Origin of the sequence: Streptomyces sp. NPDC006925 (assembly GCF_042869575.1) — a bacterium.
In the GTDB taxonomy this organism is placed as follows: domain Bacteria; phylum Actinomycetota; class Actinomycetes; order Streptomycetales; family Streptomycetaceae; genus Streptomyces.
On the sequence record NZ_JBIAGB010000004.1, the window covers coordinates 110,964 to 131,727 of the forward strand.

The following is a 20,764-nucleotide window of genomic DNA, read 5'->3' on the forward strand; positions in this document are numbered from 1 at the left end:
CGATCAAAGGCGACGAGGCTCAACACGTCGGCTCCGTGCTTGACTGTGTTGTGCGGCGACATGGGGGTGCCTCCGTGAGAGTGGGGATGACCGCGTACGTCGTCCGGCCGCCGTCCGCGACGCCCCACCGAAGCGACAAGCAGGCGACGAGGTGCAGCCCTCGACCGCCGAGGCCGGCGGCACTCGCACGTCGCCGCCTCGCCGGTGCCGTGCTGTCGTCGGTGACTCGGATTCGAAGCTCGTGCTCGTCGTGTCGCAGTCGCAGTCGGACGTCCCCGGAACCGTGAATGATCGCGTTGGACACCAACTCCGAGACGACGAGCCGGGCGTCCTCTGCCGGCGTCTCCGGCAACGACCAGTGCTTCAACACGGTGGCCGTCGTTCGTCGCGCTTGAGCGACGTGCACATCTACCGGCTCCATGGCCATCTCGAAGACGTGAGAGGCCAGCGGACACCGAGCGGTCGAGGCGCCGACGGCGTGGGGGCCACCGTCGTCGCCCCGAGGTCGGGGCGGCGTTGCTGTCCGGTGCGTGGTCATGAGCACATCGCACCGTGGCTGCGCGATCCGGGACAGGGGAAACCGGAGGGGGGAAATCTTTGTCAAGGGGGGAAAACCAGGGGGGAGTTGAGGGGAGTATTGGCTTTCTCCCACGGATAGGGGTCAGACTCATGGCGGTGGATCCATTTGCCGAGTTGCTCCGTCACCTGCGGCGTAACGCGAATCGGACGCAGGACGAGCAGGCCGGTGCGATCAACGCCGCCTCCGGCCGGGCAACGGTGACCCGCCGGGAGGTGAACCGGTACGAGAACGGTGCGAACGTTCCGACGGACCACACCCTGGGGAACATCGCTTTGGCCTGTGGCGTCCCGCTGGAGCCGCTACTGCGCGAGGCGAAAGCCGCCCGCGCCAGGCGGCGAGAGAAGAACAAGGCCGAGGCGGAGGACCTGGACGACGTGAAACGCCGAACGCTGCTGGGAGGCGCAGTCGTCGGTGCGGCTGCGGCTGCCGAGCCCTGGGGCCGGCTGGCCTACGCACTCAGCAAGGGTTCCAAGATCGACCCTGAGTCCGCGGCGGTGCTTATTGATCATGCCGCCACGTTGCACGTGGACGAGCTGAACGAGAGTGCGCTCAGCCTGCAGTCCCGCGTCGAGGCGCACTTGGACGCGATCACCGCAGCCCTTCCCCGCGCCGGAGCCCACGAGCGAGCCCTGACCATCGCGGCCGGGGAGACTGCCGCTCTTGCTGGGTGGGTCGCCTGGGACCTCGGCCAGCAGGACAAGGCCACTTCCTATTACGGAGTGACCTCGGAGTGCGCGAAAAGGGCCGGACACCCTCCGCTGCGCGCTCTCGCTCTGGGCTACGCGAGCTACGGTGCCCCCAGCCCGGCGAAGGCGCTGGAGATGCTTTCGCAGGCAGCTCAGGACGTACGCGGACGTGGCAACGCAACCGCCGCAGCGTGGGCTCTGGGCCGGTACGCGGAGGAAGCCGCCCAGTCAGGCGATGACGCTGGCGCCCTTCGTGCTCTCGATCAGGCCAAGTTCGCTTATGACTTCGCCGACCATACGAGCGAGCAGGCGTGGGTCCGCTTCGTGACGCCATACCGCATGGACTCGTTAACCCTCTCGGTCTATGGCGAACTCGCGCGTCAGGAGCTGACCGCCACGGCCGACTCCGCAGTCGAGCGCCTCGGCGGCGAACTACCCGAGTCCGGCGTGGTCGTCCTGGGTGACCTGGCGTCCGCCCTTCTGCGCGGCGGCGACATAGATCGCGGAGCCTACGTAGCGCACCAGTTCGCCGCAGCGGCGGAGTCGAAGCCCAACACCATGGGCCGGCAGCGGGCTCAGGCCATCGCTGCCGGGCTCCCCGACACTGAGCATGACCTGGCCAGCCACCTGCTGACGTTCGCGACGCTGTGAAGCGTCGAAGCGCACAGGCTCAGCGAGAGCAAGGCGCTGTAGTGGAAACCTCTACCCCGGGCGCGTCTCGTCGACGACCCAGGACAGGTACGCCTCCGACCCTCCGGTCACAGGCAGCGTGACCCACTGGGGGACGTCGTACGGGTGCCTCTCGTGCAGCCATGCCTCTAGCGCGGGGAGGCGATCCGACGACGTCATGTAGGAGATCCGCCACTCCTGAGCCGCCTCGACCTTCCCCTGCCACCAGTAGAAGGCGGTGATGGGCGCATCGATGTGGACGCCCGCCGCCAGTTTGCTCTCAACAGCGCCTCTGGCGAGGGTCTTCGCCTGCTCCTCGTCGTCACTCGTCGTCTGCGCGATCACGATCTCGGGGTCCATGCGGCTACCTCTCCAGCTCGGGTACCGCGACCCTACCCAGAGGGCTGACGCAGTCGACAAGCGCTGGTCGCCCGGATCCGGGCCGAACGTACCCGTCGGACTTCGGCCCACTGGACCGCGCAGCTCGCCTCCGAGGGGCGCGCGGAACTCCCCTACGCGGCGAGGTCGTGCCGCTCGCTGCCATCGGGCTCTCGACTGCCGCCGGGCTGCTGGCGCTCAAGGCCCAGCAACTTCAGCAGGTCGGCCGTGACCACTCGGTAGGCGTTCCCTAGGCGCAGCACCCTGACCGGGTACTCCCCCTGCTTGGCGAGCCCATACCCGGTGGACCGTCCGATCATCAGCGCCTTGTTCGAGGTGTCGAGATCGATCACCGCCGGAAGAGCGAGCAGCTCGTCGCTCGTCAGTCCCCGCCCCGATCCTGCCGTCTTAGGTGCTGCCATGACGCTCTCCTGACGTTTACACGTGCCGTAGTGACGCGAAAGATGTATCACGGAGTTGCGGCAGCGCCTTTTCGCTTCCTATGGTGTCACCATGACACCTGATCAATGGTCGACAGCGTTCACCGGTCGGATCGCTCAGCGCCTACGAGACTCGCGCCGGGCCGCCGGCCTCACGATGGCCGAGGTCGCGCAGGAGTGCGCGGCCCGCGGCATGCCGGAAATCACCGAGCACTCGATCAAGAACCTGGAGTCCGGACGCAAGACGAGCGTCAGCGTGGCGGACGTCGTCATGCTTGCCGACGTGCTGGACGTCCCGCCGGTCACCCTGCTGTTCCCGCTCGGTTCTTCGGCGGCGGTCGAGGTTCTGCCGGGCCGCGAGCTGTCCACCTGGGACGCGGTCGCGTGGTTCACCGGTGAGACACCTCTGGATGATGCGGCCCCCGAGGGCTCGCCCCGGGACGTGCTCGACAGCTTCCGACACCATGGCGACCTCGTTGCCGCGTCGATGTCCTCGTACGACTTGGCGCAGGAGCGGCGACGAGTAGCCAGCACCACTCTGGACCGCAGTCGCCGAACCACGCTTCTTGAGCGGGCCGAGGGATACGAGGCGCACGCCTTCGAGGACGCCCAAGAGCTGCGCGCGTACCGAGAGCGGATGCGTCAGCGCGGCCTCACCCCTCCGGCCCTTCCTGACCGACTCGCCTTTGTCGACGAGCCCGACATACACCCCGAGGCCGAGGAGCGTGAATGAAGAAGGGCACCATCACGCGACGGTGCCGGTGCACTGACCCCGAGACCGGCAAGGACCTCGGGGCGTCGTGCCCGAAGCTCCAGTCGCGACGGCACGGGACCTTCGGGGTGTTCCAGGAGCTGGACCCCGCCCAGGACGGCCGACGACGGCGGTTCCGTCGTGGTGGCTTCGAGACCTCCACCAAAGCCCAGGAGGAGCTGGGCAAGGTCCGCGCCCTCATGGCGATTCCCGAAGAGGACGACGCGTGGGGCAGGACGCAGATCAGCGACCTGCTGGAGGACTGCGTCAAGGAGAAGACCCCTCTGCCGGACTACGACGAGACCCGTCGCCGGTTCCAGACGGGTCAGTCGCTCAACTCGAAGACCACCGTCGGGGAGTGGCTCGACACCTGGCTAGCCGGGCGGAAACGTCTGCGCCGTGGCGGTGCGTCGCGCTACGAATGCGACATCCGCGTCCACCTCAAGCCGCACCTCGGGCACCTTCGCCTCGACAAGCTCCGAGTCCACCACATCGACAAGATGTTCGACGCCATCAACGAGCGGAACATCGAGATCCAGGAGCAGAACGCCCAGCGACGCGCGGTCGCCGACGAGCTGAAGGCCACCCCGAACAAGGGAGCCGAGAACCGGGCGCGCCGGAAGTGGTTCCGCGCACAGCTCGACGCGATGCCGCCGTTCCGTCGAGTCACCGGGCTGAACACCCAGCCCCACATCCGCGACACGCTCCGGGCCGCGCTCAACGTCGCCATCGCCCAGCAGGTCATGCCCGCCTTCAACCCGGCCGCTCACGTCGAGCTGCTGCCCGGTACCAAGCCGAAGGCCCTCGTCTGGACCGAGGAGCGCATCGCTCGCTGGCAGGAGACCGGCAAGCGGCCGTCGCCGGTCATGGTCTGGACCCCGGAGCAGACCGCCGTCTTCCTCGACTTCGTCGCGGGAGACCGGCTGTACTTGCTCTGGCGACTCATTGCGTTTCGAGGTACTCGGCGAGGAGAAGCGTGCGGTGTCCGCTGGGAGGACTACTCCGCGAAGCACTGCTCGCTGGCCATCGCCACGCAGCTCGTCCAAGACGGCTGGGAGGTCCACGAGGGTGCGCCCAAGACCGACAGCGGCCTCCGACTGATCGCCCTGGACGGCGAGACCAACGAGGGGCTCCTCACGCACAAGGCCCGCCAGCAGACCGAGCGCGAGGCATGGGGTGAGGGCTGGCAGAACACCGGGCGTATCTTCACCCAGGAGGATGGCTCCCTCCTCCACCCGGGCAAGGTCAGCGATCTGTTCGAGCGCCTCGTGGAGGCGGCCGGCCTTCCACCGATCCGCCTTCATGACCTCCGGCACGTCGCCGCGACGCTGATGCTCGCGGCGGGCGTCGACATCAAGGTCGTCTCGGAGACCCTCGGCCATTCGGACACGCGGATCACGCGGGACATCTACCAGTCGGTCCTCGACGACCTGGCGCGCGATGCCGCAGAGAAGGTCGTGCAGCTCGTACCGCATGCGCGCAAGGCGCTGGCGGCTGTTCCCGACGCCGTGCCGCAGGCGGACCTCGCGTCTCGCCTGCCGAGGATGGTGCCGCCGCGCAAGGACGACGCCTCACAGCAGAATCGTTCCGCCTAACTGGCACGTATAGCCGAGGACAGCTACTACCGGCATCGGGGCCCCTGAGCCCCGATGCCGGTGCTTATTCATCGGTTGAAGGCCGGCTGGCCTCAAACGGAGCTGCCCCGAGGTACAGACCCGGGCGAGGATCTTCTGCGAGCAGTTTGAGCACCAGGTCCGCAGGCCAGCGCAGCTCATCAGCGAGCCGCTGGACAGTGATGCCCTTGCGTTCAGCCATCTCGAAGGCTCGCTGCAAGAGAACTGGAACCTCTCCCGGAAAGCCCTGCACCGGCGTATGCGGCAGCAGGCCCTGCCCCCGCAGGGTTCTGAGGCGCTTCCATCCTCGACTGCTTACCGCTTCGGTATGGAGGCCGAGCTCTCGGCAGCGGACCAGGAGGGAATCCAACGACACACCCCAGGTCTGCTGCAGCCGCCCTAGGACCGTGAAGTCGACCCGCATCGGAAGCGAGCCCGTGAGCCGTGCCGCTGGCGTGAGGAACTCAGCCGCGAAGGCGTCCGCCTGACGCTCGTGCTGGACATCTCCGGGGTGCGCCTCACCGTGCAGCAAGAGGTGACCCAACTCGTGCGCGCAACTGAACCGATGGCGGTACACGTCGTCGCGCTCGTCGTTGAGTACTACGACAGGACGGGTAGGCAACCGAGACGTGGAGAAGCCATCCAGCTTCCTGCTGTCCGCATTGGGAAACGGAAGAACTGTCACCACGATGCCGCGCGACTCAAGCAGTCGAACCAGGTGAGAGATCGGGCCATCACCGAGTCCCCAGCGTGCACGCAGAGCGCGCGCAGCCTGTTGGGGATCGCTGGGTAGGTCAGGGATGGTTTCTCCGCCGTCCCAGCCCGGCAGGTCAACCGTCGGCAGCCGGATATAACTCTCCAGCTCGTACACCAGCTCCCACAACAGCTCCGTAAAGGACACGCTCCGCTCACGCTCGCGGGCAGGAGCCGAGCGCAGAGAGCGGAAGTGTACGGCTGCCGTATCCAGGCCGGCTCGGGGTCGGCCAGCGGTGAAGAAGGCGCTAGGCATGCCGAGGGCTTCTGCCAGTCGACGGACTTGCTCCGGCCGGGGCCGGATAGCTCCTGCTTCATATTGGCCGACCGCGGCGGGCGTTACGTTGATCTTTGTCGCCAACTCCTTCTTGGTCCAACCAGCCAGGCGCCTGGCCTGCGTGAGTCGAGCGCCATCGAACGCCGCTGCGACTGACGCAGAGAGGTCGAGTGGCAGAACGGGTGCCACTGAGAGTGAAGATCGCTTAGTGCTCATTGCTTTCGTTCGCGGTGTCGTCCGCATCTTCCAGGTTGATGGAGGGCTCCGCGCCGGTACCGAATCCGGGAGCAGAGGGGTCGATGGGCGACACGACGGAGATCCCGCCGGTACCGCCTTCAGCATCTGTGATGGCCAGAGGTTCGATCCACTCCCAGGACACCGAGCCCGACAAGTCCAATTTGGCTTCCCCGACGAAGCAGTTGAGCAGCCCACCCTCCCGGTTACTCGCGTAGGCGAGCAACAACATCTTGGGCTGCTCGGGCAGTTCCGCGAGTGTCTCCTCTAGGTCGTCGAAGGCCCACTCCTGACCGTCAATACCGTCGCTGATGCGCAGCGCGGTCTGCACCTGCGGCGCGAGCTGACCGTAAGCGGCGAACATCTCGGTGCGGATCTGCGAGGTCCGGATCTTCATCCCCCGCACATCCGTCGTCGAGTCACTGGCGTAGCAAACGGGGTAGAGGATGGCGTTTCCGACGCCGAGCATGAAGGTGCTTCGCACCCGCAGCGGCTTGGCCTCGGGAAGGGCCTCTAGCTGGTCCTGGTCCTTGAGCGCCCCGACGGTGAACCGCCAACGATTCGTCCCGAAGGTGTGGCCGTCGCTGTACTTGCTGAACTCGTACGCGTCGACCGCTTCTTGCGTCCCCGTCTTCAAGGACCAGATCACGTGCTTGCGAACTCGTGGGGCCGAGACCCCGACCAACTGATCAAACCGAGAGCCGTGCAACGTCAAGGAACCCACCCCTAGTAGGACAGTTCAACGCCCCAGCGGACTTTACCGCTCGACGGGATCATGCTGCATCACTTTAGTTTCTGCGTCAATCTCGACACGCTCGGGATTCACATGACAACCGAGACCGACAACTCGGGTCGAGGCGGCGATCCCCCACTTGCAGGGACGCCGCGCCAGGCGCTGTGGGAACCGGCCAACTTCCTCCACGTCGATCGCGACCATAGGACTGCGAATCCACCCCTCAGCGCCTACCCCTCAGAGAGGCCACCGGATCGACCGTCCGTCCACCGCTCTGCACGCCCGCTGCGCGTCTGTCCACCGGTTGTCCACCGGGGGCGATCATGAGGCCCCGCGCGGGCAGCATTGCCCGCAGAAATGGATCATGAAAACCACAAAGGCCCAGGTCAGAGGCTATCTGTCCTGGGCCTTTTCGGAGCCGCCTTCGGGATTCGAACCCGAGACCTACGCATTACGAGTGCGTCGCTCTGGCCGACTGAGCTAAGGCGGCAGTGTGCGTGCGGCCAGTTTGGGGGCCGCTGCGGCGATAAGTCTACAGGGTTTGCGGGGGTGGTCGGGACGGGGGTGGCGGGGTCAGCCGCAGGTGGTGCCGTCCTCGGGGGGCTTGCCCTGCAGCAGGTAGGCGTCGACGGCCTTGTCGATGCATGCGCTGCCGCGGAGGTAGGCGGTGTGGCCGTCGCCCTTGTAGGTGAGGAGGCGGGCCGAGGAGAGCTGGCCGGCCAGGCCCTGGGCCCAGCGGTAGGGGGTGGCCGGGTCGCGGGTGGTGCCGACGACCACGATCGGGTCGGCGCCCTTCGCGGCGATGCGGTGCGGGGCGCCCGTCGGCTCGACCGGCCATTCGGCGCAGTTCAGCGCCGCCCAGGCGAATCCGCGGCCGAAGACCGGGCTGGCCTTCTCGAAGGAGGGGACGGCCTTGCGGGCCGCGGCGGCACCGGAGAAGGCCGGGGGCAGGTCGAGGCAGTTCACGGCCGGGTTGGCGTACATGATGTTGCTGTACTCACCGCCCGGGCCGCGCTCGAAGTAGTCGTCGGAGAGCGCCAGCAGCGGTGCGCCGTCGCCCCTGCCCGCCGCCGTCAGGGCCTCGCGCAGCATCGGCCAGGAGCCCTCGTCGTACATGGCGCGGATCACGCCCGTGGTGGCCAGGGACTCGGTGAGGGTGCGCGCCGGGTCGTCGGTCTTGAGGGGTTCGCGGTCCACGCGGGCGAAGAGCGCGCTGAGCTTCTTGCCCGCCTGCGGGACGCCGTCGGTGCCCAGCGGGCAGTCGGACATCTTCACGCAGTCGCGCGCGAACGCCTTGAACGCCGTGTCGAAGCCCGCCGTCTGCTCGCGGTTGACGCGGCGTGCCGAGAGGGAGGGGTCCATCGCGCCGTCCAGCACGAGCCGCCTGGAGCGCTCCGGGAACAGGCCCGCGTAGGTGGCGCCGAGGTAGGTGCCGTAGGAGGCGCCGACGTAGTTGAGCTCCCGGTCGCCGAGCACGCCGCGCAGTACGTCCATGTCCCGGGCCGCCTCGACCGTCGAGACATGGCCGAGGAGCTTGCCGGTGCGCTTCTCGCACCCCTTGGCGAACTTCTCGTACGCGGCGGTGAGCGCGTCGGTCTCCGAGGCGTCGTCCGGCGTCTGGTCGACCCGGGTGTAGGCGTCCATCTGCTTGTCGGTGAGGCATTCGACGGGCTCGCTGCGGCCGACGCCCCGCGGGTCCATCCCGACCAGCGTGTAGTGCTCCCGCACCTGCTGCGGGTAGCCGAGGGCCACCGACTGCTGCACATACTCGATCGCCGAACCGCCCGGGCCGCCCGGGTTGACCTGCAGCGAACCGCCCTCCGGCGGCTTCTTGCCGCGCTGCGGCTCGGTGCGGGTCACCGCCAGGCCCGCGGTCGCCGCGTCGTCGCCGGGGTCGTCGCTCGGCTTGTCGTAGTCCAGCGGCACCCGCAGCGTGGCGCATTCGAACTGGGCCGGTCCGCAGTCGTGCCAGGACAGCTTCTGCTCGTAGTACGGGCGCAGCTCGTCGGGGATCTTCGCGGGCAGCGGTTCGAGCGGGGAGGCGTCGGCGCCCGCCTGGGTGCCCTTCGCCGAGGGGTCGGTGCCCGGCTCGGACGCGTCGTCGTCCGAGCAGCCGGAGAGCAGCAGCGCCGTGGCCATGAGGACCGCGGCGCTCCCGAGACGGCCGCGGGACCAGACCCCGGAACTGCCGCGGGACTCGCCCCCGTAGCGGATACGGGAGGCGGGTGGCTGACTCATGGGGCATCCCTCCGGCGGCGGCACGTGCTGGGAGCGTACCCAGCCGGGCACAGGACCGTCGCCCGCGGGGGCGCTGTGGCGCGTCAATCCGCCGGTCGGCGCCGCCCCCGGCCGCCCTCCTGTGCCGCCGTGCCGGTCGTGCCGATCGGCTCACGCCGCTCTCCCGGCAGCCCGTGGGCCGCGGTCGTCCGGTGACCGGGAAGCCCTGACAGGCCGCCAGCCGTCGCCAGGGGGCGCGCCGGCCCGGTGTCAGCCGGCCCGCAGCGCCATCGTCATCGCTTCCACCGCCAGCAGCGGGGCGACATTGCGGTCCAGCGTCCGGCGGCACTCCAGGATCGCCTCGATCCGGCGCAGTGTCTGCTCCGGGCGTGAGGTGGCGGCCAGTTGACCGATCGTCCCGGCCGCGTCGTCGTGCGACAGGGCGACGGACGAGCCCAACTGGCGGGCCAGCACGTCGCGGTAGAAGGCCGTCAGGTCGGAGAGCGCGAGGTCGAGCGAGTCGCGCTGGGTGCGGGTCGCGCGGCGCTTCTGCTTGTCCTCCAGCTCCTTCATCGCCCCCGCCGTGCCGCGCGGCAGCCGCTTGCCCTCCGCCGCGCCCAGGGCCGCCCGCAGTTCTTCGGTCTCCTTGGCGTCCAGCTCCTCGGCGACCTGCTTGGCGTCCTCCGTCGCGGCGTCGATCAGCTCCTGCGCAGCCCGCAGCGCGCTGCCCACGTCGTCGACCCGGGACGGCAGCTTGAGCACCGCCTGCCGTCTGGCGCGGGCCCGCTCGTCGGTGGCCAGCCGCAGCGCATGGCCGATGTGCCCCTGGGTGGCCCGTGCCGCGGACGCGGCCGTCTCCGGCGCGATCCCGTCCCGCCGCACCAGCAGGTCCGCCACCGCGTCGACCGGGGGCGTGCGCAGCGCCAGATGCCGGCAGCGGGACCGGATGGTGGGGAGGACGTCCTCGGTGGACGGCGCGCACAGCAGCCACACCGTGCGCGGCGCCGGTTCCTCGACGGCCTTCAGCAGCACGTTGCCGGCGCCCTCCGTCAGGCGGTCGGCGTCCTCCAGGACGATCACCTGCCAGCGGCCGCCGGACGGGGACATCTGCGCCCCGCGCACCAGCGCGCGCGTCTCCTTCACGCCGATGGTCAGCAGATCGGTGCGGACGATCTCGACATCCGCGTGGGTGCCGACCATCGTCGTATGGCAGCCCTCGCAGAAGCCGCATCCCGGGCTGCTGCCCAGCGCCCGGTCCGGGCTGACGCACTGGAGCGCCGCCGCGAACGCGCGGGCCGCCTGCTCGCGGCCCGCACCGGGCGGTCCCGTGAAGAGCCAGGCGTGGGTCATCGCGGAGCCGGACAGGTCCGCGGAGCCGTGCGCCGCGGCCTCCGCCGTCACATACGCGTCCGCGTCCCCCGCGGCAGCGGCGAGCTGCTTCGCTGCCCTGTCCTGGCCCACCAGGTCGTCCCACACCGCCATGGGGACCATTGTCGCGGATGCCGGTGACAGTCGGGTCCACCGGCTGCCGGAGCGGGGCCGGACGATCCGCCGAGGGCCGGGCCGGGGCGACGTCCGGGGTTCCGGCCGGGGTTCCGGCCGGGGTTCCGGCCGGGGTTCCGGCCGGGGTTCCGGCCGGGGTTCCGGCCGGGGTGCTGCGCGCACCCGGCCGAAGCCGTCGACGGCGCGGTCGGCCGAGCGACGGCCCCCGACACCCTCAGCGGCCGGCGGACGGGCCGGCGGGCCAGGGGCCCGCCGGCCGGTCGTCCGCCCTCAGCTGTCATGCCCTCAGCCGTCATGCCGTCCGCCGTCAGCGACGGCGGCGGTCCTCGTCGTCCTGCGGGTCGTGCGGGCCCAGCAGTTCGTCCGCCAGCGTGGGGACGTCGTCCATGGGGGTGTCCTCCGCCCAGGAGGGGCGGGGGCGCTCCCCCTCGTCGACCTGGGGCAGCTCCCGGGTACGGTCCTCGGCGTCGTCCGAACCGGAGGCGGAACCGGAACCGGAGGCGGAATCCGCGTCCGCGTACCGCTCCCGGGGGTCCACCTGCGGGAGGACGGCCGTCTCGCCCGCGTCCTGGGACTCGGGGACCCGGGGGAGCGCCGTCGTCGCGTCGCTGTCCGCCCCGCCGTTCTGCCCGCTGGACCCGTCGGAGACCTGGGGCAGCACGGTCGTCTCGTCGTCGGACGGGCCGCTGCCGGGGCGCGGCAACTGCGTGGTGTCCTCCGCGTCCGGACCGGCGGCCTCGTCCCGCGAGCCCACGTGCGGGATCTGCGCGGTGTCCGCCTCGGCGCCGTCCGGCGAGCGGTCCTCGGAATCCGGCGTACCGGAAGCGGAACCCCCGGATGCCGCACCGGCGCCGGAAGCGGAGTCGGCACCCGGCGCCTCGGCGGACTGCGCGGCGTGCGCATCGGCCTTCTCGCGCCGCGCCCGCTCCGCGGCCTCCGCCTCCGCGTCCGCCTCGGCCTTGGCCTTGGCCTCGGCGGCCGCGGCGGCCCGCGCCTGCTCGGCCTTCAGCAGCGCTTCCTCAGCCTTGCGCTGCCGCTCCAGGCGACGCTCCTCGGCCTCGGCCCGGAGCCGCTTCTCCTCCTCGGCACGCTTGCGCAGCCGCTCCTGCTCCTCCTCGTGGGCCCGCTGCTCGGCCTCGCGCCGCTCGCGTTCCTCCTCGGCGATCCGGCGGGCCTCCTCGGCCTGTTTCCTGGCCTCCTCCGCCCGGCGGGCCTCCTCGCGCTGGCGCGCCAGTTCCGCTTCGCGGCGCTTGCGCTCCTCCTCCTCGCGGCGGAGCTTCTCCAGCTGTTCCTGGCGCTCGCGCTCCTTGCGCTCCTCCTCCGCCTTGCGGCGGGCCTCCTCCTCGGCGCGCCGCCGCGCCTCCTCCTCGGCCCGCTTGCGTGCCTCCTCCTGGGCCTTCTTCTCGGCCTCGGAGAGCGGCAGCACCTGGTCGAGCCGGTGCCGGACAGCGGTGGTGACGTTCTCGGGCTCCTGCCCGGCGTCGACGACCAGGTAGCGGGCCGGGTCGGCGGCCGCGAGGGTGAGGAAACCGGACCGGACCCGCTGGTGGAACTCGACCGGCTCGGACTCCAGCCGGTCCGGCGCCTCCGTGAAGCGCTCCCGGGCGGTCTCGGGTGCGACGTCGAGCAGCACGGTCAGGTGCGGCACCAGTCCGTCGGTCGCCCAGCGGTTGATCCGGGCGATCTCCGCGGGGGACAGGTCGCGGCCCGCGCCCTGGTAGGCGACGGACGAGTCGACGTAGCGGTCCGAGATGACCACGGCGCCGCGCTCCAGCGCGGGACGGACGACCGTGTCCACGTGCTCGGCACGGTCGGCGGCGTACAGCAAGGCCTCGGCGCGGTGCGAGAGCCCGGCCGAGGAGACGTCCAGCAGGATCGAGCGCAGTCGCTTGCCGACCGGGGTGGAGCCGGGCTCCTTGGTGACGACGACCTCGTGGCCCTTGGCCCGGATCCAGTCGGCGAGCGCGTCCACCTGCGTGGTCTTGCCGGCGCCGTCGCCGCCCTCCAGGACCAGGAAGAATCCGCTTCCGGCCGGGGTCTGCCGGGGGCGGCCGCCGCCGAACGCCGCCACCAGATCGCGCCGCAGCGGCACGCCCTGCCGGTCGTCGGTGCGGCCCAGCAGGATCGCCCCGACGGGCAGCAGCAGCGCGCCGACCAGCATCAGCGTGAACGAGGCACCACCGTGGTCGAAGACGAACGACCCGTTCTCCACCCGGTGCGGACCGATGAGCGCGGCCAGGACGGGCGCCAGGATCGCGCCCACGGCCAGCGACAGCCGGACCACCGCCTGCAGGTGCTCGGTCGTCCGGGCGCGGCGGGCTTCCTCGGTCTCCTGGTCGAGCAGGGTGTGCAGGGTGTTGGCTGCGATGCCGCCGCCGAGTCCGGCCAGCAGCGCCAGCGCGATGACGGTCGCGGTGTCGGGCACCAGTCCGGCCGCCAGCAGCAGGATGCCGGTCAGCCCGGTGACGAGCGCGAGCAGCCGGCGCCGGGAGAGGGACGGCACCGTGTGCGGCGCCAGTCGGATCCCGGCGACGGTGCCGCCGGTCAGCATCAGCGCGAGCAGTCCGAAGGCGACGGGCCCGCCGCCCAGGTCGGCGGCTTGCAGCGGGGCGAGGGCGACTGCCGACGCGATGGCTCCGCCCACGGCGCCACCGGCGACGACGAGGAGCGGCACGGCTCCCGTGCGCCCCTTGTCGGAGCCGCCGTCCGCCGTCCGGGGCCGGCGCAGGCCCTCCAGCGGGGAACGGGGGCGCGGGGTCTGTCCGTCGGGCAGTTCGAGGAAGTACCCGACGGCGGCCGCCGCGGCGAACAGGCCGGCCGCCACGTACGAGGCCAACGCGGCCTGGTGCGAGCCGAACCAGTCGACCCCCGTGGCGAGCAGATTGCTGAACAGGGTGACGACGACGAGCCCCGCCGCCGCGACGGGCAGCGCCACGAAGGCGGAGCGCAGCCACAGGCGGCGCAGCGCCTCGCCGTGGTCCGGCAGCGGCCGCAGCGCTGTGCCCTCGGGCGGCGCGGCCGGCAGCAGCGCGGGGGCCGCGCTGTCCCTGGTCACGGTGGAGACCCGCTCGGCGACGCCCGTCACGAAGACGGTGATGAGCACGACGGCGAACGCGCTGCCGGGCGTCCAGTCGACCCACAGCGGGGCGATGATCAGCGCGGCGGCGCGCAGCGCGTCGGCGCCGAACAGTGTCCACCGCCGGTCCAGGATCTTCTTTCCGGCGCCGGACCCGCTGCCGCTTCCGCCGCCGGACTCGCCGTCGCGGGCCGGTCCGCCACTCTTCCCGGCGTCCGGCCCGGGGCTCGTTCCGCCGTCCGCCTCGGCGTGCGTTCCGGGGTGCGTCCCGGAGTCCGTTCCGGTCTGCGTTCCGGTTCCCGTCCCGCGGTTCTCCTTGACTCCGCTGACCAGCGCGGAGACCGGGCCCAGCAGGACGGCGCCGAACAGCAGCGTGGACAGCAGGCGCAGCCCGAAGACCGTGGCCACGACCAGTGCCATTCCGCGGTATCCGCCGCCGAAGACCGGGTCTCCCGCCACACCGCGCACGGCCGCCGCCTGCATCGCGAGCAGCAGCAGCACCAGGAGGCCCAGCATGTCGCCGATCCCACTGGTGAACTGCGCTGTCCACAGCCGCCGCAGCGGGGGGAAACGCAGCAGCGCGGTCACGGCACCCTCGCGGGATTCCGCTGCGAGGGCGTCGTCCGGGGCAGTTGGGGGCGAAGACTTCATCCCGCCAGCGTATAGGGAGGAGGCCGGCACCCGGATCCGTACCCGAACATCTGTGTGCTACAGCTCCGCAACCGCTGCGTCGTCACACCGCGTACGGCACTCTTCGGCCTCTCCGGCGTCCCGACGCTCCGACGGCCTGGCGCGCCCCGACGCCCCGGCAGCCTGACGCCCCGACGCCCCGACAGCCTGACGTCCCGACGCCCCGACGCCCGGCTTCGTGCGCCCCGCGGGCCCGGGACCCCGGGGTTCCGGAGTCCCGGGTCCGAGCGTTCCGGGGTCCGCGACGTGCCACAGCGCGGCGGCGTCGCGCGGGCCGCCTCCCAGGACGGCACCGGGAACAGTCGCCGGGAGAAGCGGAGAGCGGCGCCGGGCCGGTTCACTCCTCCGCGGACTTCTCCGAGGCCGTCTTCTTCACGGTGCTCTTGGCGGCCGTCTTCTTCGCGGACTTCGCAGGCGCCTTGGTGGCCGTCTTCGTGGCCGCCTTTGTGGCCTTCTTGGCGGTGGTCTTCTTCGCCGCCGTCTTCTTGGCCGCAGTCTTCTTGGCAGGTGCCTTCTTCGCCGCCGTCTTCTTCGCGGCTGCCTTCTTCGCGGGCGCCTTCTTCTTGGCGGGGGCCTTGGCCCGCTTCTCGGACAGCAGCTCGAAGCCCCGCTCAGCGGTGATCGTCTCGACGTCGTCGTCCCGCCGCAGGGTCGCGTTGGTCTCGCCGTCCGTCACGTACGGCCCGAACCGGCCGTCCTTGACCACCACGGGACGCTCCGTCTCCGGATCGGTCCCCAGCTCCTTGAGCGGCGGCTTCGCCGCGGCCCTGCCGCGCTGCTTGGGCTTGGAGTAGATCTCCAGCGCCTGCTCCAGCGTGATGCCGAAGATCTGCTCCTCGCTCTCCAGCGAGCGGGAGTCGGTGCCCTTCTTCAGATAGGGGCCGTAGCGCCCGTTCTGCGCGGTGATCTCGTTGCCGGACTCGGGGTCGACCCCGACGACCCGCGGCAGCGACAGCAGCTTGAGCGCGTCCTGCAGCGTGATGGTGTCCAGCGACATCGACCGGAACAGCGAAGCCGTCCGCGGCTTGACCGCGTTCTTGCCCGTCTTCGGCGTGCCCTCGGGCAGCACCTCGGTCACATACGGCCCGTACCGCCCGTCCCGTGCCACGATCGGGCGGTCGGTCTCCGGGTCGGTTCCGAGTTCGAAGTCGCCGCTGGGCTTGGCCAGCAGCTCCTTGGCGTAGTCGACGGTCAGCTCGTCCGGCGGAAGGTCGTCCGGGACGTCGGCACGCTGGCCCGGCTCGCCCTCCTGCTGGCTGGGCCCTTCCACATAAGGGCCGTACCGTCCGACGCGAAGCATGATGCCCTCACCGACGGGGAACGAGGACACGCCCTTGGCGTCGATCGCGCCGAGGTCGGAGACGAGCTCCTTGAGGCCGCCGAGATGGTCGCCGTCGCCGTTGCCCGCCGTGGCGGCCGCGCCGGTCTCCTCCTCGCCCTCGCCGAAGTAGAAGCGCCGCAGCCACGGCACGGCCTCCGCACTGCCCGCGGCGATGCGGTCGAGGTCGTCCTCCATCCTGGCGGTGAAGTCGTAGTCCACGAGCCGGCCGAAGTGCTTCTCCAGCAGCCCGACCACGGCGAAGCTCAGGAAGGACGGCACCAGCGCGGTGCCCTTCTTGAAGACGTAACGCCGGTCCAGGATGGTGCTGATGATCGAGGCATAGGTGGAGGGGCGCCCGATCTCGCGCTCCTCCAGCTCCTTGACCAGCGTCGCCTCGGTGTAGCGGGCCGGCGGCTTGGTCGCGTGGCCGTCGACGGACATCTCCTCGGCGCGCAGCGGGTCGCCCTCGGCGACCTGCGGCAGCCGCCGCTCCCGGTCGTCCAGCTCCGCGTTGGGGTCGTCGGCGCCTTCCACATACGCCTTGAGGAAGCCGTGGAAGGTGATGACCTTGCCGGTGGCGCTGAACTCTGCGTCCCGGCCGTCCGCCGACCGGCCGCCGACCTTCACCGTCACCGACTGCCCGACCGCGTCCTTCATCTGGGAGGCGACGGTCCGCTTCCAGATCAGCTCGTAGAGCTTGAACTGATCGCCGGTCAGGCCCGTTTCCGCAGGCGTGCGGAAACGGTCGCCCGAGGGGCGGATCGCCTCGTGGGCCTCCTGCGCGTTCTTGACCTTGCCCGCGTAGGTGCGCGGCTTGTCCGGCAGGTAGTCGGCCCCGTAGAGCTGGGTGACCTGGGAGCGGGCGGCCGAGACGGCCGTGTCGGAGAGCGTGGTGGAGTCCGTACGCATGTAGGTGATGAAGCCGTTCTCGTACAGCTTCTGCGCCACCTGCATGGTCGACTTGGCGCCGAACCCGAGCTTCCGGCTCGCCTCCTGCTGGAGGGTCGTCGTACGGAAGGGAGCGTAGGGCGAGCGGCGGTAGGGCTTGGACTCGACGGACCGGACGGCGAACTCGGTGTTCTCCAGGGCCGCCGCCAGCGAGCGGGCGCCCTCCTCGTCCAGATGGAGGACGGCGGACTGGTCCTTGAGCCGGCCGTCCGAACCGAAATCGCGGCCCTGAGCGACACGGCGCCCGTCGACCGTGGTCAGCCGCGCCCCGAAGGTCGCCGGGTCACCGGAGGCCCCCTTGCCGGAACCCGCACCCGAGCCCGCCGGCGCCGAGGCATCCCCCGCCTGCCCCGTCGCGAACGTGCCGGTCAGGTCCCAGTACTCGGCGGACCGGAACGCCATGCGCTCCCGCTCCCGCTCCACGACCAGCCGGGTGGCCACGGACTGCACCCGGCCCGCAGACAGCCGCGGCATGACCTTCTTCCACAACACGGGCGAGACCTCGTACCCGTACAGCCGGTCCAGGATGCGGCGGGTCTCCTGCGCGTCGACCAGCCGCTGGTTGAGGTCTCGGGGATTGCGGACGGCATTCTGGATGGCGTCCTTGGTGATCTCGTGGAAGACCATCCGCTTGACCGGGACCTTGGGCTTGAGCACCTGCTGCAGATGCCAGGCGATGGCCTCGCCCTCGCGGTCCTCGTCAGTGGCGAGCAGCAGTTCGTCGGACTCGGCCAGCAGCTCCTTGAGCTTTTTGACCTGGTCCTTCTTGTCGCTGTTGACGACGTACAGCGGCTCGAAATCATGATCGACGTTGACGCCGAGGCGGGCCCAGGGCTCGCCCTTGTACTTCGCGGGAACCTCGGCCGCGCCGCCCGGAAGGTCGCGGATGTGCCCGACGCTGGCCTCGACAACGTAGCCAGGGCCGAGATAGCCCTTGATCGTCTTGGCCTTGGCAGGCGACTCGACGATCACAAGTCGGCGCCCACCATTTGCTGTCTCGTGGGTCGGGGACAACTTCTGCTCTTCTCTCCGGTCGGTTTCGAGGAATCACTCTGCAGCGCTATCGCTGCGGAGTGTGACGGTACCTCCCGCCCCCATGTCAAACGGGAAAAGTCGGCAACGCCACTCGAACGGTAACCCGACAACCAGCCGTCCCGCCGCCCGACGGCTCTGGCAACATGTCCGGGGCACATCACCAGGTACCGCTCGACCTCGGAGGTCTTGTGTCCGACCCGAATCAGCCCGGCTACGGCTATCCCCAGCAGCCGGGACAGAACCCTTACAACCAGCCGCCCGGTCAGCCGGCGTACGGCTACCCGCAGCAGCAGCCGATGGGCGCCATGCCCGGCCAGTACACCGGGGACCCGAACGCTCCGTACGGTTACGACCCGTACGGACGTCCGCTCTCCGACAAGTCCAAGATCGTCGCCGGGGTGCTCCAGCTCTTCATCGGCGGCCTGGGCATCGGCCGGTTCTACACCGGCCACGTCGGCATGGGCATAGCCCAGCTCTTCACCTGCGGGGGCCTGGGCGTCTGGTCGCTGGTCGACGGCATCATCTTCCTGACCAGCGACAGCCGCACCGACAGCGACGGCCGCATCCTGCGTGGCTGAGGCTGCCGAGCGCCCCGGGGGAGGGCGACGCGACACGAGGGGAGGCACTGGCCACATGGCGATCACCAACGTCCCTGCTGCCGTGGGCCGACTCCGCGCCGCCCTCTCCCACCCGGCCGCCCCGCCGCTCGCCACGGCGGCGGCCGGCCTCGCAGGCGCCTGCTATCTGTGGGGCACCGACCCGCATACCTCGGGCAACCTGCTGCCCCGCTGCCCCTTCAACTGGGCCACCGGACTGCTCTGCCCCGGCTGCGGCGGCACGCGGATGGCCTACGACCTGATGCACGGCGACATCGCCGCAGCGCTGCACGACAACGCCGCACTGCTCACCGTCGGCCTGCCCGTAGCCCTCTACCTCTCCGGCCGCTGGCTGTCCGAGGGGCTGCGCGGCCGGCGCTGGGCCCCGCGCATGAGCACCCGCGGCAAAGTGGCCGTACTGAGCACCGCCGTCGCCTGGACCGTGGCCCGGAACCTGCTCTGACCCCGGCGGGCCGCTTCGGTGGACTTCGGTGGACCGGGATCGGCTCCGGCGAGCCTGGCTCCTGATTCCTGACTCCCGGCCATCCGGCTCCCGGCGGTCCGACCGCCGTCCCTCGGGAGTGTCAGTCCGCCACCGGGGTCAGGAACCCCTGTTCGACCAGGAGTCTGATCGACTCCGGTGTGCGCGCCCGCAACTCGGCCGGATCCTCGCCCAGGAGCTGGCCGATGGCGTCCAGGATGCGGCCCGCGGTCAGCGTCCCGTCGCACACCCCGGCGAACCCGGCGCCGACCGTGTCCACCGTCGTCGCCCGTCGCATTCCCCGGTTCTGCCGCAGCACCACGTACTCCGGATCCTCCGCGCCCGGCGCCCCGACCTGCTCCTGGACCACCTCGTCCGCGAGGAGGAAGCGGTGCTCCAGCAGCGCCGCATCACCGGTCCGGCGCAGGAAGTCCTGACGCTCGAAGTGCGTCCGGATCACCTCGCCCAGCGGCTGCTCGACCGGGTGCGGCCACTCCTCGGCACACACCGAGGGAGACTCGGCGTCCGTGCGCCGCAGCGTGACCCAGCCGAACCCGACCGCCTTGGTGCCACGTGCCGCGAACTCGTCCAGCCAGGCGTCGTAGCGCGCCGCGTACGCGGCCGCGCCGTCCAGGTGGTCCCCCGCGTCACGCAGCCACAGTTCCGCGTACTGGGTGACGTCCTGCACCTCCCGCTGCACGATCCAGGCGTCGCACCCCGGCGGCACCCAGGAACGGACCCGGTCCCGCCAGTCCGCACCCTCCTGGTGCTCCCAGTTGGCCAGCAACTGGCAGTAGCCGCCCGGGGCCAGATGGCGGGCGGCCTGCTGGACGAGGTGGCGGCACATGTCGTCGCCCGCCATGCCGCCGTCGCGGTAGGTCAGCCGTGCACCCGGGGAGATCACGAACGGCGGGTTGGAGACGATCAGATCGTACGACTCCTCGTCGGCCACCGGCTCGAACAGCGAGCCCTCGCGCAGCTCCGGCTCGGCGGCACCGGACAGGGCGAGAGTCAGCCGGGTGAAGCGCAGCGCCCGCGGATTGAGATCGGTGGCGGTGACCTGCGCGGCGAACCGGTCGGCGTGCAGCGCCTGGATCCCGGACCCGGTGCCGAGATCGAGCGCGCGGTCGACCGGGGAGGGCACCATGATCCCGGCCAGCGTGGTGGAGGCGCCGCCGACGCCGAGCACCACGTCCTCCCCGGGGCGCCCCGGGGAGGACCCGCTCTCGCCACCGGGCTCACGTGCGTCCTCCGGGTCACGCGAGTCGGACGACTCGCGTGGGCCGCCCCCGCCGCCCACGCCGCCCGCGCCCCCGACGGCACACCCGCTGTCGCTGACGACCCACCAGTCCTGGCCCTCCGGACCGCTGTAGGGGCGAACGTCGACGGTGGCGCGTACGGACTCCTCGGCCCCCTCCGCCTCCGGCACCCGCTCCAGCCAGCGGTCGGCCAGTACCTCGTCGACGTCGACGGGCAGCACGGCACGCGCACTCCGGTACGGCACGGCCTGCTGCAGCAGGAAGAGACGGGTCAGTGTCGCGAGCGGGCCCCCGTCCCGGGTGGCGCGCAGCGCCGGAACGGTCTCACCGCGGGCGAGGGCCGCGTAGGCGGGGGCGCCGAGGAGGTCCAGGAGGCCGTCGGCGGTGAATCCGGCGCCGATCAGTGCCTCCCGCACCCTGTGGGTGCTCTCGGTCGTGGGCTCGGGAAGTGCGTCAGTGCTCACCCGCGCCATTCTCCTTCGCTCGCGGGCCGCTCCGCCGCCGGGGGCGCGGGTCGCCGTGTC

General features: G+C 70.9%; 15 protein-coding genes, 1 tRNA gene and 1 pseudogene. 5 read left to right on the top strand and 12 right to left on the bottom strand.

What is annotated here, in order from left to right:
- Window positions 1-19 precede the first annotated feature (19 nt).
- Complete coding sequence (locus tag ACFYNS_RS08070) at window positions 20-538, bottom strand: ATP-binding protein (RefSeq protein WP_388601548.1); 519 nt, start codon at window positions 536-538, stop codon at window positions 20-22.
- Between the two features lie 131 nt (window positions 539-669).
- Between ACFYNS_RS08070 and ACFYNS_RS08075 the strand changes: the two genes are divergently transcribed.
- A complete protein-coding gene (locus ACFYNS_RS08075; RefSeq protein ID WP_224317165.1) occupies window positions 670-1,917 on the top strand; it encodes a helix-turn-helix domain-containing protein in 1,248 nt (415 codons plus the stop codon).
- Between the two features lie 51 nt (window positions 1,918-1,968).
- Here the strand turns inward: ACFYNS_RS08075 and cutA are convergent, their stop codons facing one another.
- Window positions 1,969-2,295 (bottom strand): divalent-cation tolerance protein CutA, encoded by a 327-nt coding sequence (gene cutA, locus ACFYNS_RS08080; protein ID WP_004921029.1) that lies wholly within the window; start codon window positions 2,293-2,295, stop codon window positions 1,969-1,971.
- A gap of 152 nt (window positions 2,296-2,447) precedes the next feature.
- Window positions 2,448-2,735, bottom strand: a complete 288-nt coding sequence (locus ACFYNS_RS08085) for a hypothetical protein (RefSeq protein ID WP_388601551.1) — start codon at window positions 2,733-2,735, stop codon at window positions 2,448-2,450.
- 91 nt (window positions 2,736-2,826) lie between these two features.
- On the opposite strand from ACFYNS_RS08085, the gene ACFYNS_RS08090 reads away from it, so the two are divergent.
- Entirely contained in the window at window positions 2,827-3,486 is a 660-nt protein-coding gene (locus ACFYNS_RS08090; RefSeq protein WP_214961136.1) for a helix-turn-helix domain-containing protein, read from the top strand.
- Complete coding sequence (locus tag ACFYNS_RS08095; protein WP_388601553.1) at window positions 3,483-5,099, top strand: tyrosine-type recombinase/integrase; 1,617 nt, start codon at window positions 3,483-3,485, stop codon at window positions 5,097-5,099. Before ACFYNS_RS08090 ends, ACFYNS_RS08095 begins: the two co-directional genes overlap by 4 nt.
- Before the next feature lie 64 nt (window positions 5,100-5,163).
- Here the strand turns inward: ACFYNS_RS08095 and ACFYNS_RS08100 are convergent, their stop codons facing one another.
- The 8 genes and pseudogenes from ACFYNS_RS08100 to topA all read right to left on the bottom strand — a co-directional run bounded on the left by ACFYNS_RS08100 (window position 5,164) and on the right by topA (window position 17,883).
- Window positions 5,164-5,988 (bottom strand): ImmA/IrrE family metallo-endopeptidase, encoded by an 825-nt coding sequence (locus ACFYNS_RS08100; protein ID WP_388601843.1) that lies wholly within the window; start codon window positions 5,986-5,988, stop codon window positions 5,164-5,166.
- Window positions 5,989-6,126: 138 nt separating this feature from the next.
- Window positions 6,127-6,390: pseudogene (locus tag ACFYNS_RS08105) on the bottom strand (multiprotein-bridging factor 1 family protein); the annotation flags it as partial.
- A complete protein-coding gene (locus tag ACFYNS_RS08110) occupies window positions 6,353-7,030 on the bottom strand; it encodes a hypothetical protein (protein ID WP_161270108.1) in 678 nt (225 codons plus the stop codon). The pseudogene ACFYNS_RS08105 and the gene ACFYNS_RS08110, both read right to left, overlap by 38 nt.
- Before the next feature lie 500 nt (window positions 7,031-7,530).
- A tRNA-Thr gene (locus tag ACFYNS_RS08115) sits at window positions 7,531-7,604 on the bottom strand.
- A gap of 83 nt (window positions 7,605-7,687) precedes the next feature.
- Window positions 7,688-9,253 (bottom strand): alpha/beta fold hydrolase, encoded by a 1,566-nt coding sequence (locus tag ACFYNS_RS08120; RefSeq protein ID WP_388601845.1) that lies wholly within the window; start codon window positions 9,251-9,253, stop codon window positions 7,688-7,690.
- Window positions 9,254-9,601: 348 nt separating this feature from the next.
- Window positions 9,602-10,813, bottom strand: coding sequence for a DNA polymerase III subunit delta' (locus tag ACFYNS_RS08125; protein WP_360293970.1), 1,212 nt, complete (start codon window positions 10,811-10,813; stop codon window positions 9,602-9,604).
- Window positions 10,814-11,141: 328 nt separating this feature from the next.
- A complete protein-coding gene (gene tmk, locus ACFYNS_RS08130) occupies window positions 11,142-14,561 on the bottom strand; it encodes a dTMP kinase (protein ID WP_388601557.1) in 3,420 nt (1,139 codons plus the stop codon).
- A 376-nt stretch (window positions 14,562-14,937) separates the two neighbouring features.
- Window positions 14,938-17,883 carry a type I DNA topoisomerase gene (topA, locus tag ACFYNS_RS08135; RefSeq protein WP_360293964.1) on the bottom strand — a complete coding sequence of 982 codons (2,946 nt, stop codon included), beginning with the start codon at window positions 17,881-17,883 and terminating at the stop codon, window positions 14,938-14,940.
- Between the two features lie 209 nt (window positions 17,884-18,092).
- Here topA and ACFYNS_RS08140 point away from each other — a divergent pair, with 209 nt between their 5' ends.
- Together ACFYNS_RS08140 and ACFYNS_RS08145 are read left to right on the top strand one after the other, a co-directional pair.
- Entirely contained in the window at window positions 18,093-18,482 is a 390-nt protein-coding gene (locus ACFYNS_RS08140; RefSeq protein WP_360293961.1) for an NINE protein, read from the top strand.
- A 55-nt stretch (window positions 18,483-18,537) separates the two neighbouring features.
- A complete protein-coding gene (locus ACFYNS_RS08145; protein WP_388601560.1) occupies window positions 18,538-18,963 on the top strand; it encodes a DUF2752 domain-containing protein in 426 nt (141 codons plus the stop codon).
- A 121-nt stretch (window positions 18,964-19,084) separates the two neighbouring features.
- Here the strand turns inward: ACFYNS_RS08145 and ACFYNS_RS08150 are convergent, their stop codons facing one another.
- Window positions 19,085-20,713, bottom strand: coding sequence for a methyltransferase (locus tag ACFYNS_RS08150; RefSeq protein WP_360293957.1), 1,629 nt, complete (start codon window positions 20,711-20,713; stop codon window positions 19,085-19,087).
- Between the last annotated feature and the right edge of the window lie 51 nt (window positions 20,714-20,764).

Excerpts from the sequence above, each read along its gene's own strand:
- ACFYNS_RS08070 (WP_388601548.1), bottom strand. The coding sequence starts at position 538 with ATGACCACGCACCGGACAGCAACGCCGCCCCGACCTCGGGGCGACGAC.
- ACFYNS_RS08075 (WP_224317165.1), top strand. The coding sequence starts at position 670 with ATGGCGGTGGATCCATTTGCCGAGTTGCTCCGTCACCTGCGGCGTAAC.
- cutA (WP_004921029.1), bottom strand. The coding sequence starts at position 2,295 with ATGGACCCCGAGATCGTGATCGCGCAGACGACGAGTGACGACGAGGAG.
- ACFYNS_RS08085 (WP_388601551.1), bottom strand. The coding sequence starts at position 2,735 with ATGGCAGCACCTAAGACGGCAGGATCGGGGCGGGGACTGACGAGCGAC.
- ACFYNS_RS08090 (WP_214961136.1), top strand. The coding sequence starts at position 2,827 with ATGACACCTGATCAATGGTCGACAGCGTTCACCGGTCGGATCGCTCAG.
- ACFYNS_RS08095 (WP_388601553.1), top strand. The coding sequence starts at position 3,483 with ATGAAGAAGGGCACCATCACGCGACGGTGCCGGTGCACTGACCCCGAG.
- ACFYNS_RS08120 (WP_388601845.1), bottom strand. The coding sequence starts at position 9,253 with ATGGCCACGGCGCTGCTGCTCTCCGGCTGCTCGGACGACGACGCGTCC.
- ACFYNS_RS08125 (WP_360293970.1), bottom strand. The coding sequence starts at position 10,813 with ATGGCGGTGTGGGACGACCTGGTGGGCCAGGACAGGGCAGCGAAGCAG.
- tmk (WP_388601557.1), bottom strand. The coding sequence starts at position 14,561 with ATGAAGTCTTCGCCCCCAACTGCCCCGGACGACGCCCTCGCAGCGGAA.
- ACFYNS_RS08145 (WP_388601560.1), top strand. The coding sequence starts at position 18,538 with ATGGCGATCACCAACGTCCCTGCTGCCGTGGGCCGACTCCGCGCCGCC.
- ACFYNS_RS08150 (WP_360293957.1), bottom strand. The coding sequence starts at position 20,713 with ATGGCGCGGGTGAGCACTGACGCACTTCCCGAGCCCACGACCGAGAGC.